Below are 13,713 nucleotides of genomic sequence, written 5' to 3'. Positions count from 1 at the left end.
TCTCAATCGGACAGGGTCCTTGTCGGGCCGGTCTGGCGGAAACCTAGCCGCCGACTTCGCCGCTGATGATGGGCCCGAACAGGTCCCACTTCTGGCCTTTGAACTGCATCATCTGAAGCTGTTCGATCGGATAGAAGTCGGTTGCACTGGTGTTGATGGTCACGCCGGGAAGCAACGTGTCCGGTGCAAAGTTCTTGAGGCTTGCCGCCTGCTTCATGATGTTCTCGCGGGTCAGGTTGTCGCCGGCCTGCTTCAATACCTGCACCATGGTCTGGGCCTGGCCGTAGCCGAACACGACCGATCCGTCAGCCTTATTGGCGTCCGGCGCGTATTTGGCGAGGAAGGCGTAGAACTTCTTCATGCCCTCGTCATTGTCCCACTGCGCATCGGCGCCGTCCTTGGCATAGGCCGCCGACAGAATGCCCTGGGCGTTATCGAAGCCCGCGGGCTGCAGCACCGCGCCGACCGACGCGCCGACGTTGCTCTGGAAGTACATCGGCTTCCAGCCGATCTCGGCGACTTTCTTGATGCTCTGGGCGGAGAATTTCGGCGTGGTCATGCTGAAGAAAACGTCCGCTCCGGAGGATTTAAGCTTGACGATGTGCGAGTCGATGGTCGGTTCGGACACCTCGTAGCTTTCCTCGGCCACGATCATGGACGACGCCTTGTCGCCGAGACCGTCCTTGAGACCCTTCAGCAGGTCTTTGCCGAAATCGTCGTTCTGATACATGATCGCGATCTTGGCGTCCGGCTTTTCCTTCAGGAGATACTTCGCGTAGATCTTGCCTTCGCTCTGGTACGGAGGCTGCCATCCCATGGTCCAGGGGAAATCCTTGGAGTCGCCGAATTTGGTGGCGCCGGTCGCGACGAAGAGCTGCGGCACCTTCTTGGAGTTCAGATATTTCTGAATCGCCGAGTTCGACGGCGTTCCGAGCGGGCTGAACACCAAAAGGACCTCGTCGCTCTCGACCAGCTTGCGGGCCTGCTCGACTGCCTTCGGCGGGCTGTAGCCATCGTCATAGCTGATGAAATTGATCTTGCGTCCGTTGATGCCGCCCTGCTCGTTGATCATCTTGAAGTAGGCGTCTTCAATCTTGCCGATCACGCCATAGGCCGACGCCGGGCCGCTATACGGCATGATGTTGCCGATCTTGATTTCGGTGTCGGTCGCGCCGGTGTCGTACTTCTTTTGGGCGAGTGCGCTGCCGCTCATGGCCGCGAAGGCGATGACCACCGTCGAGAGCGCGGCGATTCTTGGTTTTTTTCCAGAAAGCATATTTTCTCCTTAGTTGCGGTTTGCCGGTTGGTTTTTCTTGAGTTTGCCGATCAGTTGCTGGGCAACCATGGCCACTTGCCTCGCGCCGTGCGGCACCAGGAAGATCACGAGGAACAGAAGTACGCCGAACACGGCGCCGGAGAGGCCCTTTGAAATTCCCTCCGCGATGTTCGGCACGAAGATGATGAAGGCCGAACCCACGATCGATCCGGGCAACCACCCCACGCCGCCGACCACCATGCCGAGAAACAGCGAGATCGCCAGCGTGATGGTGTAGCTGTCGGGCGCCACGAATTGCACGGCGATGGCGCCGAGCGCGCCGGCGACGCCGGTGATGCCGGCGCTGACGCCGAATGCCAGCGTCTTGTACAGCGCGACGTCGATGCCCATGGCGGACGCCGCGATCTCGTTGTCGCGGATCGCCATGAAGGCGCGTCCCGAACGTGACCTCAGGAGATTGACTGAGGAGATGTAGATCGCGATCGAGACCGCGAGCGTGAAATAGTAAAGCCACATGTCCTGCGACATCGGCAGGCCGAACGGCGCATCGGGCTTGGTCACCACAAGGCCCTGCACGCCGCCGGTCCAGTGCTCGAAATAGCCGAGCTTCAACAACTGCGGCATGGCGGTCGCCAGCGCAAAGGTCGCGAGCGCGAGATAGACGCCGCTCAAGCGCAGCGCCGGCTGGCCGAACAGGAATCCGAAGCCAAAGCAGACGACGCCGGCGACGGGCAGCGTCAGCGCGTAGTTGACGCCGGCATGTTCCATCAGGATCGCCGAGGTGTAGGCGCCGACGGCGTAAAACGCGCTCTGGCCCAGCGAAAACTGGCCGCTGCCGCCGGTCAGGATGTTAAGTGCCAGTACGGCCAGCGCATAGATCAGCAGCATCGTCAGCTGGAAGATGATGAAATTCTTCACGAACAGGGGTGCTGCGATCAGCACCGCCAGCATGATCAATGAGGTGCCGTAGCTGAGTGTCATGGCCCGCTTCGGAACGGCCTCAACGGCGGGTGCATCGGTGACGGCTTCCTGAATGGCGCTCATGATCAAACTCGCTTCACGATGGGCCGGCCAAACAGGCCGGCGGGTTTGACGACCAGGACGGTGATGATCAGCGCCAGCGCGATCGGCAGTTTCAGTTCATTGCCGACGCCGGGGATATAGGTGCCGGCCAGATTTTCGAAGATGCCGACCAGGAAGCCGCCGATGACCGCCCCGAACGGACTGGTCAGGCCGCCGAGCACCGCGGCGGCGAATCCGTAGATCAGCACGCCCAGCATCATGTTCGGCTCCAGGAATACCACCGGCGCGATCATCATGCCGGCAATGGAGCCGATCGCGGCCGCCATGCCCCAGCCGAGCGCGATCATCCAGCTGGTGTTGATACCGACCAGCCGGGCCGATTCCGGCAACGACGCGGCGGCGCGCATCGCGAGGCCCATGCGCGTGAACCGGAAGAAGAAGAAAAGCAGCAGCAGCAATACCAACGTGACGCCGATCATGCCGGCCTGATGGGTGGAGATCAGCTGGCTTCCGAGAAACGGCGACGATCCGAACGGCGTCGGAAATTGCTTGATCGTGAAGTCCCAGATCAGGCCGGCGACGCTGTTGATGATCGCGTACAGCGCGATGAAGCCGGCGACGTTGGTCAGAATCGGCGCCTTCGCCAGCGGCTTGAACAGCAGTCGCTCGATCGCAATGCCGCCGGCGAACGAAAATACCAGGGTGAGCAGGAACGCGCCCCAGTAAGGCACACCCCACTGCATCAGCTGCCAGGCGACGAAGGTCGAGAACATCGCCATCTCGCCCTGGGCGAAATTGAGATGATCGATCGCCTGGTAGATCATGACCACGGCAAGCGCCATGCAGGCATAGATCGCGCCGGTGGCGATACCGGCCAGGATTTGATTGGTCAAAAGCTCCATGGCCGCGCTCCTCAATAACCCAGGTAGGATTTACGGACGTCTTCGTTATTAGCGATCTCGGTGGCATTTCCGGACATGACGATGCGCCCGGTTTCGATCACATAGGCCTTGTCGGCGAGTTCCAGCGCCAGCTGCGCATTCTGCTCCACCACCAGAATGGTGACCTTGTCCTCGCGATTGATCTTGCCGAGAATCTTGAACAGGTCGCGCACGATCAGCGGCGCCAGGCCGAACGAAGGTTCGTCCAGCAGCATCAGTCTCGGACGCAGCATCAGCGCGCGGGCGACCGCGAGCATCTGCTGTTCGCCGCCCGAAAGCGTACCCGCCTGCTGCGTATATCGCTGCTTCAGGACTGGAAAGTGATCGTACATGCGCTCGATGTCGGAAACCACGCCGGCCTTGTCCTTGCGCGTGATGGCGCCGAGCTGCAGGTTTTCTTCCACGGTCATGGTCGTGAACGTGCCGCGGCCTTGCGGCACGTGGGCGATGCCGAGGCGAACGATGTTTTCGGTCGAGCGGCCGGTCAGGAGGGCGCCTTCGAACTCGATCGAGCCGGTGGTGCGCACCATGTTGCAGATCGCCCGCAAGGTCGTGGTCTTGCCGGCGCCGTTGGCGCCGAGCAGCGTGGTCAGGCTGCCTTCGTTGAGACCGAACTCGAGACCGTGAAGCGCCTGGACCTGGCCGTAATAGGCGCGCAAATCCCTGACGTTGAGCATCGCGGTCATTGGTCCTTGCTCCCCAGATAGGCCTTGATGACATCCGGGTCGGATTGCACCGCGGCCGGGGTTCCGTCGGCAAGCTTGCGGCCGAAATTCAGCGCCACCACATGGTCGGCGATCGACATCACCAGGCCCATGTGATGTTCGACCAGCAGGACCGTCACGTTGCGCTCGTCGCGAATTCGGCGGATCAAATCGCCGAGCACGTGGACTTCCTCGTGGTTGAGGCCGCCGGCGGGTTCGTCGAGCAGCAGGATCTTCGGATCGGAAGCCAGCGCGCGCGCCAGCTCGATGCGTTTCTGGGTGCCGAACGGCAGGCCGGAAACCGTGACATGGGCGACGTCGTCGAGGTCGAGATAGCCGAGAATATCGTGGACATGCGTGTTGAGTTCGGCCTCGCCGCGGCGCACCCAGGGAAGTCTCAGGGAGTCGCTGATGATGTCGCTGTTGGTACGGGAATGGGTGCCGACCCGAACGTTGTCGAGCACCGAAAGATTGGGAAACAGCGCGACGTTCTGGAAGGTGCGGCCGATGCCGATTTCGGCGATCCGGTGCGGCGGGCGCTTCAGGATGCTCTGGCCTTCCATCAGGATGTCGCCCGAGCTCGGCTGGTAGAGCCGGCTGAGACAGTTGAAGAGCGTGGTCTTGCCAGCGCCGTTGGGTCCGATCAGTCCGAGGATCTGGCCCTGATCCATGTCGAACGACACACCATTCAACGCAATGATGCCGCCGAACACGACGCTGACGTCGCGAACCGCAAGCAGGGGAGATTGTCCCTGCGCGAGCTGTGCCTGCGTCATTTGGCTGCGCCCAACTGACTCGTTGGGCGGTGACCATGCGAACGTATCCGCCGGTCGCAACGATGAAGGCTATCCGATCCCCTCGACCACACGTGCAACTTTCCCTCCTGCTTTCAATTTTTTATTTTCTTGTTTTTTTGATTGCGGCGCGGCTCCGCCGAGCGCCGTCTCGATGTTCCTTACCATCGCCACGAGACGAGGTCCAATATCGCTGCGCAGCCGATCTTCCGTGAAACGGAATGCCGGCGCACCACAATTAAACGCATAAGGGCCGGTTCCGTCATTAAGCTTTAGTGCTACGCCGACCGCATGCACATCGTCCTGCCACTCGCCCGCCGAGATTGTGAAGCCAAGTCTCTCTACCGTTTCGCCCGCGCGTTCGATGCCGTCGCGCATCCGCGGCCAGCGGCTGCCGTAATGTTCGCGCAGTTCACGCAACAATGAGGCACGCTCGTCGTCAGCCAGTGCCCAGAGATAGGCGCGCCCCATCGCGGTGGTCGCGATCGGGATTCGCGAGCCGACGTCCAGTTGAACGCCGAGGGCAAGGCCGCTGCGGCTTTGACCGAAGTAAATCATGCTGAGACGATCGCGGCCGCCGACCGCGACCGCGCCGCCGGTTTCGCGCATGACTTCCTCGCGATAGGCCTCGGACAAATGCCGGACGCCGAGGTTCGCAAGGGCGGCATACCCAAGCGCCATGGCTGAGGGTGCCAGCTGATATTTCTCGAACCGCGGAACGGGTGTAAGGTAGCCCAGCTTGGTCAAAGTATAGGTCAGCCGTGAGACGGTTGGCTTTGGCAAGTTGGTACGGGCCGCGATCTCTTGATTGCCAAGAAGCCCGTCGTTGGGACGGAATGCGCGCAACACATCAAGGCCGCGGGCAAGCGCGACGACGAAGCTGCGATCGGTCGCCACTTTCTTGGCTGGACGCTTCATTGCCTGCTGCTGTGCGGACCTCGTTGACAACCGACGTGCTTCAAAATAACCCTCCGTGTCAAGATGTGGAATTAAATTCCGCAGTGCGAAATCAGCAGAGAACGAGATATCCAGGGAGATCAGCGTGAACGAAGTGGTCAAACTCGAGCGCCGCGACGTGGTCGCCATCGTCACCGTCAACAGCCCTCCGGTGAATGCGCTGAGCGCCGCGGTCCGCGGCGGTATTCTCGATTGCATGAACAGCGCGATCGCCGATCCCGAAGTGAAGGCGATCGTGCTGACCTGCGCCGGCCGCACCTTTATTGCCGGCGCCGACATCACCGAATTCGGCAAGCCGCCGAAGCCGCCGGGCCTCCATGAGGTGCTGACCGCGATGGAGAACTCGCCGAAGCCGATCGTTGCCGCGATTCATGGAACCGCGCTCGGCGGCGGCCTCGAGGTCGCGCTCGCCTGCCACTTTCGCGTTGCAACGAAAGACTCGAAACTCGGCCTGCCCGAGGTGAAGCTCGGCCTGCTGCCGGGCGCCGGCGGTACCCAGCGCCTGCCGCGCGCGGTCGGTCCCGAGCTCGCGGTCAAGATGATTGTCGGCGGCGATCCGATCGGCGCGCCGGAAGCGCTCAAGAACGGCCTGATCGAGGAAATCGTCGAGGATCCCGCGACCGACGGCGAGGCGTTTGCCCGCAAGGTGCTGGCGGAGAGGCGTCCGCTGCGCAAGCTGCGCGACGACGACAGCAAGCTTGTCGCCGCCAGGGCCGACCGCTCGATCTTCACCAGCGCGGTCGCGGCATTGACCAAGAAGGCGCGTGGGCTGGAGGCGCCGTTTGCCGCGGCCGATGCGGTCGGCGCCGCGATCGACCTGCCGTTCGACGAGGGATTGAAGAAAGAACGCGAGGGCTTCCTCAAGCTGGTAGCCAGTGACCAGTCGAAGGCGCAGCGCTACGCCTTCTTCGCCGAGCGCGAGGCGGCCAAGGTCGCCGGCGTTCCCGACGGCACCAAGCCGCGCAAGGTCGAGCGCGTCGCCATCATCGGCGCCGGTACCATGGGCGGCGGCATCGCGATGTCGTTCGCCAATGCCGGTATCCCGGTGACGCTGATCGAAACCGGCGAGGAGCAGCTCAAGCGCGGCATGGGCGTGATGCAGAAGAATTACGAGGCGACCGCGGCGCGCGGCGGCATCCCCGCCGACGCACCCGCCAAGCGCATGGGCCTGATCAACGGCGTGGTCGGACTGGAGAACGTCAAAGACGCCGACCTGATTATCGAGGCCGTGTTCGAGACCATGGCGATCAAGAAGGAAGTTTTCACGGCGCTCGACAAATTCGCCAAGCCGGGCGCGGTGCTGGCTTCCAACACCTCCTATCTCAACATCGACGAGATCGCCAAGGTGACGAACCGTCCGCAGGACGTGCTCGGCATGCACTTTTTCTCGCCGGCCAATGTGATGAAGCTGTGCGAGATCGTGCGCGCGGAAAAGACCGCGCCGGACGCGCTGACCACCGCGGTCGCGGTGGCGCGCCGCATCGCCAAGGTGCCGGCGGTGGTCGGCGTCTGCGACGGTTTCGTCGGCAACCGGATGCTGGCGCAGCGCGGCAAGCAGGCGGAGAAATTGCTGTTCGAGGGCGCGCTGCCGCAGCAGGTCGACGCTGTCGTGACAAAATTCGGCATGCCGATGGGTCCGTTCGCGATGGGCGATCTCGCGGGCCTCGATATCGGCTGGCGCTCGCGCAAGGATCGCGGCATCAAGTCGGAAATCGCCGATGCACTGTGCGAAGCCGGCCGCTTCGGCCAGAAGACCGGCAAGGGCTATTACAAATACGAGGCTGGCTCGCGCGCGCCGTTGCCCGATCCGGAAGTGGAAAAACTGATCGACGAGACCCTGCAGCGTCTCGGGCGCAAGCGCCGCGTCGTCAGCGACGACGAAATTCTCGAGCGCATGATGTACCCGATGATCAACGAGGGCGCCCGGATCCTCGAGGAACATATCGCGGCGCGGCCGAGCGATATCGATGTGATCTGGCTCTATGGCTATGGCTGGCCGATCTATCGCGGCGGCCCGATGTTCTACGCCGATCAGGTCGGGCTGAAGCACATCGCCGACCGGCTGTCATTCTACGCCAGGGAAACCAACGATCCCTCGCTCGAACCGGCGCCGCTGCTCAAGCGCCTCGCCGCCGAAGGCAAGACCTTCGCGTCGCTGGCGCAGACGGCGAAAGCGGCGTGATGAAAACGATGCCGGTCCCCGCGCTCGATCTTACCTCTCCCATCGGGAGAGGTCGGATTTCTCGCTTGGCGAGAAATCCGGGTGAGGGGTTAAGGCATCTCGATAGACCGTACCCCCTCACCCCCGCCCTCTCCCCATGGGAGAGGGGGCGCACCGAACCCTGAGACGCTAGAGCATGCACCCCGGCGAACAATTCTATCCCGAAGGCATCCACTGGGACGATCCGATCGCGCGCGGGACGCTGCCTGATCTGCTGTCGAAGGCAGCCACGGACTTTGCCGCGCGGCCGGCGATCGAATTCCGCGACCGCCCGATCAGCTATGCCGAGCTGGAAGGCAAGGTCGAGGTTGCGGCGTCGGCGTTCCTGCGCGCCGGCTACGGCCAGAACACCTCGGTGGCGCTGTTTCTCGGCAATTCGCCGGATCATCCGGTAAATTTCTTCGGCGCCCTAAAAGCCGGCGCCCGCGTCGTGCATCTTTCCCCGCTCGACGGCGAGCGCGCGCTGTCGCATAAACTGAGCGACAGCGGCGCGCGTGTCCTCGTCACCAGCGATCTCGCGGCGCTGTTGCCGATGGCGCTGAAATTCCTCGACAAGGGCCTGCTCGACCGGCTGATCGTCTGCGAGGACGACGATTGGGGCGCGGTCGGAAATCCGCATACGCCGATCCCCGACAATCCTGCAATCGTCACCTTCAGGACCTTCGTCGAGGGCGCAACGAAGCCTGAGCAGTGGCCGCCGATTTCGGCCGATGACGTGGCGCTGTTGCAATATACCGGCGGCACCACCGGACTGCCCAAGGGCGCCATGCTCAGCCATGGCAACCTGACGTCGGCAGTGTCGATCTATGACGTCTGGGGCAAGAAAGCGCAGGCCGAACGCAACGCCGTCGAGCGCGTGATCTGCGTGCTGCCGCTGTTTCATATCTACGCGCTGACGGTGATCCTGTTGCGCAGTCTCGAGCGCGGCGATCTGATCTCGCTGCATCAGCGCTTCGACGTCACCGCCGCGATGCGCGACATCGAGGTCAAGCGGGCGACGGTATTCCCCGGCGTGCCCACGATGTGGATCGCGATTGCGAGTTTGCCGGATCTCGAAAGCCGCGATCTGTCGTCGCTGGTCAGTTGCGGATCGGGCGGCGCGCCGCTGCCGGTCGAGGTCGCCCGCATTTTCGAGCGCAAGACCAACATGAAGCTGAAGAGCGGCTGGGGCATGACCGAGACCTGCTCGCCCGGCACCGGCCATCCCCAGGTGGGACCGGAAAAGCCGGGTTCGATCGGGCTGATGCTGCCCGGCATCGAAATGGATGTGGTCGCGCTGGCCGATTCCAGCAAAATCCTGCCCCCGGGCGAGGTCGGCGAAATCCGCATTCGCGGGCCGAACGTCACCAAAGGCTACTGGAACAGGCCGCAGGAAACCGCCGAGGCCTTCGTCGGCGACCGCTTCCTGACCGGCGATATCGGCTACATGGACGCCGACGGCTATTTCTATCTGGTCGATCGCAAGAAGGACATGATCATCTCCGGCGGCTTCAACGTCTATCCGCAGATGATCGAGCAGGCGATCTACGAGCATCCCGCGGTGCAGGAGGTGATCGTGATCGGAATATCCGACGATTACCGCGGCGAGGCGGCGAAGGCCTTTGTCAAACTGCGAGCCGGCGCCAACCCGTTCACGCTGGACGATCTGAAGACGTTCCTCGCGGGCAAGCTCGGCAAGCACGAAATTCCCGCGGCGCTCGATTTCGTCGATGAACTGCCGCGCACGCCCGTCGGCAAGCTGTCGCGCCACGAATTGCGCAGCCAGCAGCCTTTGCAACAACCCGCGCCCCCCAAACAACAGCAACTCGCAACAGGAGGTCGTTCATGACCGACGCCGTTATCGTCTCCACCGCCCGCACGCCGATCGGCAAGGCCTATCGCGGCGCGCTCAACGCCACCGAGGGCGCGACCCTGCTCGGTCACGCCATCGGCGAGGCGGTCGCCCGCGCCAAGGTCGATCCGAAGGACGTCGAGGACGTGGTGATGGGCGCCGCCCTGCAGCAGGGTTCGACCGGCGGCAACATCGCCCGCAAGGCGCTGCTGCGCGCGGGGCTGCCGGTGACCGTCGGCGGCACCACCATCGACCGGCAATGCGCCTCCGGCCTGCAGGCGATTGCGCTCGCCGCGCGCTCGGTGATTTTCGACGGCGTCGAGATCGCGGTCGGCGGCGGCGGCGAATCGATCAGCCTGGTGCAGAACGATCACGCCAACAAGTTTCACACCCAGGATCCGGCGCTGCTCAAGATCAAGGGCGAAGTCTACATGCCCATGATCGACACCGCCGAAGTCGTGGCCAAGCGCTACGGCATCTCGCGCGAGCGCCAGGACGAGTATTCGCTGGAGAGCCAGCGCCGCACCGCGGCCGCGCAGCAGGGCGGCAAGTTCAACGACGAAATCGCGCCGATCACGACGAAAATGGGCGTCGCCGACAAGGCCACCGGCGAAATCTCCTTCATGGACATCACGCTGTCGAAGGACGAGGGCCCGCGCCCCGACACCTCGGCGGAAGGCCTTGCCGCGCTCAAGCCGGTGCGCGGCGAAGGTTTTACCATCACCGCCGGGAATGCCAGCCAGTTGTCGGACGGCGCCAGCGCGACCGTGATCATGAGCGACACGGAAGCCTCGAAGCGCGGCCTGAAACCGCTCGCCATCTTCCGCGGCTTCGTCGCCGCCGGCTGCGAGCCCGATGAAATGGGCATCGGTCCGGTGTTCGCGGTGCCGCGCCTGTTGAAGCGCCACGGCCTGAAGGTCGACGACATCGACCTCTGGGAATTGAACGAGGCCTTCGCGGTGCAGGTGATCTATTGCCGCGACAAGCTCGGCATCGATCCGGAAAAGCTCAACGTCGACGGCGGCGCGATCGCGGTCGGCCATCCCTACGGCATGTCCGGCGCCCGTCTCACCGGCCACGCTTTGATCGAAGGCCGCCGCCGCAAGGCCAAATATGCAGTCGTGACCATGTGCGTCGGCGGCGGCATGGGTGCCGCGGGTTTGTTCGAGATTCTGCAGTAATTGCAGCGGCCGTCCCCATTAACCTCGTCGTCCCGGCGAACGCCGGGACCCATACCGCGAGGTTTCGTTGTTAGGCTTGGTGGCAGAGACCTTTTTCTAATCGCGGCCGCCGCGGAGTATGGGTCCCCGCGTTTGCGGGGACGACGCAAATAAATAGATCGAGCTAATTCATTCGCTCACAGGAGGATCCGATGGATCTCAGCTTCAGCAAGGAAGAAGTGGCGTTTCGGGACGAGGTGCGGACCTTCTTCAAGGACAACGTGCCGGCCTCGACGCGGCAGAAACTGCAGGAGGGCCGTCATCTCGGCAAGGACGAGATGGTCGCGTGGTGGCGGATCCTGAACAAGAAGGGCTGGGGCGTGTCGCACTGGCCGAAGGAATATGGCGGCACCGGCTGGAGTTCGGTGCAGCATTACATCTTCAACGAGGAACTGCAGATGGCGCCGGCGCCATCGCCGCTCGCCTTCGGCGTCAGCATGGTCGGCCCAGTCATCTACACCTTCGGCAACGAGGCGCAGAAGAAGCACTATTTGCCGCGCATCGCCAATGTCGACGACTGGTGGTGCCAGGGCTTTTCCGAGCCGGGCTCAGGCTCCGATCTCGCCTCGCTCAAGACCAAGGCCGAACGCAAGGGCGACGTCTACATCGTCAACGGCCAGAAGACCTGGACCACGCTGGCGCAGCACGCCGACTGGATTTTTTGTCTTTGCCGCACCGATCCCGCCGCGAAAAAACAGTCGGGCATCTCGTTCATCCTGATCGACATGAAGTCGAAGGGCATCACGGTGCGTCCGATCCAGACCATCGACGGCGGCTTTGAGGTCAACGAGGTGTTCTTCGATGACGTCAAGGTGCCGGTCGAGAATCTCGTCGGCGAGGAAAACAAGGGCTGGGATTACGCCAAATTCCTGCTCGGCAACGAGCGCACCGGCATCGCCCGGGTCGGCGTCTCCAAGGAGCGGATTCGCCGCATCAAGGATCTGGCGTCGCAGGTCGAGTCCGGCGGCAGGCCGATCATGGAAGATCAGAAATTCCGCGAAAAGCTCGCCGAGGTCGAGATCGAGCTGAAGGCGCTCGAACTGACGCAGCTGCGCGTCGTCGCCGACGAAGGCAAGCACGGCAAGGGCAAGCCCAATCCGGCGTCCTCGGTGCTGAAGATCAAGGGCTCGGAAATCCAGCAGGCCACCACCGAACTCCTGATGGAAGTGATCGGCCCGTTCGCCGCGCCCTACGACGAGCACGGCGACGACGGCAGCAACGAGGCGATGGACTGGACCGCGCAGATAGCGCCGAGCTATTTCAACAACCGCAAGGTCTCGATCTACGGCGGCTCCAACGAGATCCAGCGCAACATCATCACCAAGGCGGTGCTGGGGCTGTAGCCGTCATTCCGGGGCGCGCATCAGCGCGAACCCGGAATCTCGTGCGAATAATCTCGGGATTCCGGGTCCACGCGAAGTCGCGTGTCCCGGAATGACGAGAGTGGGTTTGTCGGGCCGTGATTTGCCTTCGCATATAGGAAAATAAAAATGGATTTTGATTTGTCCGAGGAGCAGCGGCTTCTCAAGGAAAGCGTCGACGGCCTGCTGGGCAATTCCTACGACTTCGAGGCGCGCAAGAAATACATGGCGGAGAAGGGCGGCTGGAGCAAAGCCGTCTGGAACAAGCTCGCCGAGCAGGGTCTGCTCGGCCTGCCGTTCTCCGAGGACGACGGCGGCTTCGGCGCCGGCGCGGTCGAGACCATGATCGTGATGGAGGCGCTCGGCAAGGCGCTGGTGCTGGAGCCTTATCTGCCGACCGTGGTGATCGGCGGCGGCTTCCTGCGCCGCGGCGGGTCCGCCGAACAGAAGGCGGCGCACATTCCCTCGATCATCGACGGCAGCAAGACCTTTGCCTTTGCGCAGCTCGAGAAAAACTCGCGCTACGACCTGCAGGATGTCTCGACCTCGGCCAAGAAAAAGGGCGACGGTTGGGTCATCGACGGCGAGAAATTCGTCGTGCTCAACGGCGAGCGCGCCGACATGCTGATCGTCACCGCCCGCACCAAAGGCGGCCAGCGCGACGCCGGCGGCATCGGCGTCTTTCTCGTGCCCGCCAACGCCAAGGGCGTCGCGAAAAAGGGCTATCCGACCCAGGACGGCCTGCATGCGGCCGACATCACGTTTACCGGCGTCGAGGTCGGCGCGGATGCCGCGATCGGCGACCCCGAGAACGGGTTGCCGCTGATCGAGCGCGTGGTCGACGATGCCCGCACCGCGCTGTGCGCGGAGGCCGTCGGCGCGATGGACGAATCGCTCAAATCCACCGTCGAGTACCTCAAGACCCGCACGCAATTTGGCGTGCCGATCGGCAGCTTCCAGACCCTGCAGCACCGCGCCGCCGACATGTTCGTCGCCGTCGAGCAGGCCCGCAGCATGTCGATGTTCGCGACCATGGCCGCCGATTTCGACGACGCCAAGGAGCGCGCCACCGCGGTCGCCGCGGCGAAGGTCCAGATCGGCAAATCCGCAAAGTTCGTCGGCCAGCAGTCGATCCAGCTCCATGGCGGCATCGGCATGACCCAGGAGGCCCGGATCGGCCACTACTTCAAGCGGCTGACCATGATCGAGAATACGCTGGGCGACACCGACTACCACCTGCGCCGCGTCACCGACAGCGGCGGGTTGATGTAGCCGTCGTCATTCCGGGGCGCGCGTAGCGCGAACCTCAGATGCGCAACTGCGCATCGGGGAATCTCGAGATTCCGGGTCTGGTCCTTCGGACCATCCCGGAATGACTCAATCAT

The 13,713-nt window shown here is 63.2% G+C and carries 11 protein-coding genes; 5 read left to right on the top strand and 6 right to left on the bottom strand.

Translation table 11 applies throughout. The features are described from left to right. Positions 1 to 43 precede the first annotated feature (43 nt). The 6 genes from B5527_RS35610 to B5527_RS35585 all read right to left on the bottom strand — a co-directional run bounded on the left by B5527_RS35610 (position 44) and on the right by B5527_RS35585 (position 5,656). On the bottom strand, positions 44 to 1,276 hold the full coding sequence (locus tag B5527_RS35610) for an ABC transporter substrate-binding protein (RefSeq protein ID WP_079605662.1): 1,233 nt from the start codon (positions 1,274 to 1,276) through the stop codon (positions 44 to 46). 9 nt (positions 1,277 to 1,285) lie between these two features. After that, the gene (locus B5527_RS35605) at positions 1,286 to 2,320 is read right to left on the bottom strand and encodes a branched-chain amino acid ABC transporter permease (protein ID WP_079605661.1); all 1,035 of its coding nucleotides are present in this window, start codon (positions 2,318 to 2,320) and stop codon (positions 1,286 to 1,288) included. A 2-nt stretch (positions 2,321 to 2,322) separates the two neighbouring features. After that, positions 2,323 to 3,201: a branched-chain amino acid ABC transporter permease gene (locus tag B5527_RS35600; RefSeq protein ID WP_079605660.1), complete on the bottom strand. Its 879-nt coding sequence runs from the start codon at positions 3,199 to 3,201 to the stop codon at positions 2,323 to 2,325. An 11-nt stretch (positions 3,202 to 3,212) separates the two neighbouring features. Beyond that, the gene (locus B5527_RS35595; protein WP_079605659.1) at positions 3,213 to 3,926 is read right to left on the bottom strand and encodes an ABC transporter ATP-binding protein; all 714 of its coding nucleotides are present in this window, start codon (positions 3,924 to 3,926) and stop codon (positions 3,213 to 3,215) included. Further along, positions 3,923 to 4,720 carry an ABC transporter ATP-binding protein gene (locus B5527_RS35590; RefSeq protein ID WP_079605658.1) on the bottom strand — a complete coding sequence of 266 codons (798 nt, stop codon included), beginning with the start codon at positions 4,718 to 4,720 and terminating at the stop codon, positions 3,923 to 3,925. The genes B5527_RS35595 and B5527_RS35590 overlap by 4 nt, the downstream gene beginning before the upstream one ends. A gap of 69 nt (positions 4,721 to 4,789) precedes the next feature. After that, positions 4,790 to 5,656 (bottom strand): IclR family transcriptional regulator, encoded by an 867-nt coding sequence (locus B5527_RS35585; protein WP_079605657.1) that lies wholly within the window; start codon positions 5,654 to 5,656, stop codon positions 4,790 to 4,792. Positions 5,657 to 5,780: 124 nt separating this feature from the next. Between B5527_RS35585 and B5527_RS35580 the strand changes: the two genes are divergently transcribed. The 5 genes from B5527_RS35580 to pimD all read left to right on the top strand — a co-directional run bounded on the left by B5527_RS35580 (position 5,781) and on the right by pimD (position 13,600). Beyond that, complete coding sequence (locus B5527_RS35580) at positions 5,781 to 7,877, top strand: 3-hydroxyacyl-CoA dehydrogenase NAD-binding domain-containing protein (protein WP_079605656.1); 2,097 nt, start codon at positions 5,781 to 5,783, stop codon at positions 7,875 to 7,877. A gap of 175 nt (positions 7,878 to 8,052) precedes the next feature. Beyond that, complete coding sequence (pimA, locus tag B5527_RS35575; RefSeq protein ID WP_079605655.1) at positions 8,053 to 9,744, top strand: dicarboxylate--CoA ligase PimA; 1,692 nt, start codon at positions 8,053 to 8,055, stop codon at positions 9,742 to 9,744. Then, positions 9,741 to 10,928, top strand: coding sequence for an acetyl-CoA C-acyltransferase (locus B5527_RS35570; RefSeq protein WP_079605654.1), 1,188 nt, complete (start codon positions 9,741 to 9,743; stop codon positions 10,926 to 10,928). Before pimA ends, B5527_RS35570 begins: the two co-directional genes overlap by 4 nt. Before the next feature lie 191 nt (positions 10,929 to 11,119). Then, positions 11,120 to 12,310 carry a pimeloyl-CoA dehydrogenase large subunit gene (gene pimC / locus B5527_RS35565; RefSeq protein WP_079605653.1) on the top strand — a complete coding sequence of 397 codons (1,191 nt, stop codon included), beginning with the start codon at positions 11,120 to 11,122 and terminating at the stop codon, positions 12,308 to 12,310. A gap of 147 nt (positions 12,311 to 12,457) precedes the next feature. Beyond that, complete coding sequence (gene pimD / locus B5527_RS35560; RefSeq protein WP_079605652.1) at positions 12,458 to 13,600, top strand: pimeloyl-CoA dehydrogenase small subunit; 1,143 nt, start codon at positions 12,458 to 12,460, stop codon at positions 13,598 to 13,600. Positions 13,601 to 13,713 lie beyond the last annotated feature (113 nt).

The sequence above is a fragment of the Bradyrhizobium erythrophlei genome (assembly GCF_900129425.1).
Lineage (GTDB): Bacteria > Pseudomonadota > Alphaproteobacteria > Rhizobiales > Xanthobacteraceae > Bradyrhizobium > Bradyrhizobium erythrophlei_C.
This window is presented reverse-complemented; position numbering and strand designations above follow the sequence as displayed.

Bases quoted from the DNA above. Each gene is read 5' to 3' on its own strand.
- B5527_RS35610 (WP_079605662.1), bottom strand. From the start codon at position 1,276: ATGCTTTCTGGAAAAAAACCAAGAATCGCCGCGCTCTCGACGGTGGTC.
- B5527_RS35605 (WP_079605661.1), bottom strand. From the start codon at position 2,320: ATGAGCGCCATTCAGGAAGCCGTCACCGATGCACCCGCCGTTGAGGCC.
- B5527_RS35600 (WP_079605660.1), bottom strand. From the start codon at position 3,201: ATGGAGCTTTTGACCAATCAAATCCTGGCCGGTATCGCCACCGGCGCG.
- B5527_RS35595 (WP_079605659.1), bottom strand. From the start codon at position 3,926: ATGACCGCGATGCTCAACGTCAGGGATTTGCGCGCCTATTACGGCCAG.
- B5527_RS35590 (WP_079605658.1), bottom strand. From the start codon at position 4,720: ATGACGCAGGCACAGCTCGCGCAGGGACAATCTCCCCTGCTTGCGGTT.
- B5527_RS35585 (WP_079605657.1), bottom strand. From the start codon at position 5,656: ATGAAGCGTCCAGCCAAGAAAGTGGCGACCGATCGCAGCTTCGTCGTC.
- pimA (WP_079605655.1), top strand. From the start codon at position 8,053: ATGCACCCCGGCGAACAATTCTATCCCGAAGGCATCCACTGGGACGAT.
- B5527_RS35570 (WP_079605654.1), top strand. From the start codon at position 9,741: ATGACCGACGCCGTTATCGTCTCCACCGCCCGCACGCCGATCGGCAAG.
- pimC (WP_079605653.1), top strand. From the start codon at position 11,120: ATGGATCTCAGCTTCAGCAAGGAAGAAGTGGCGTTTCGGGACGAGGTG.
- pimD (WP_079605652.1), top strand. From the start codon at position 12,458: ATGGATTTTGATTTGTCCGAGGAGCAGCGGCTTCTCAAGGAAAGCGTC.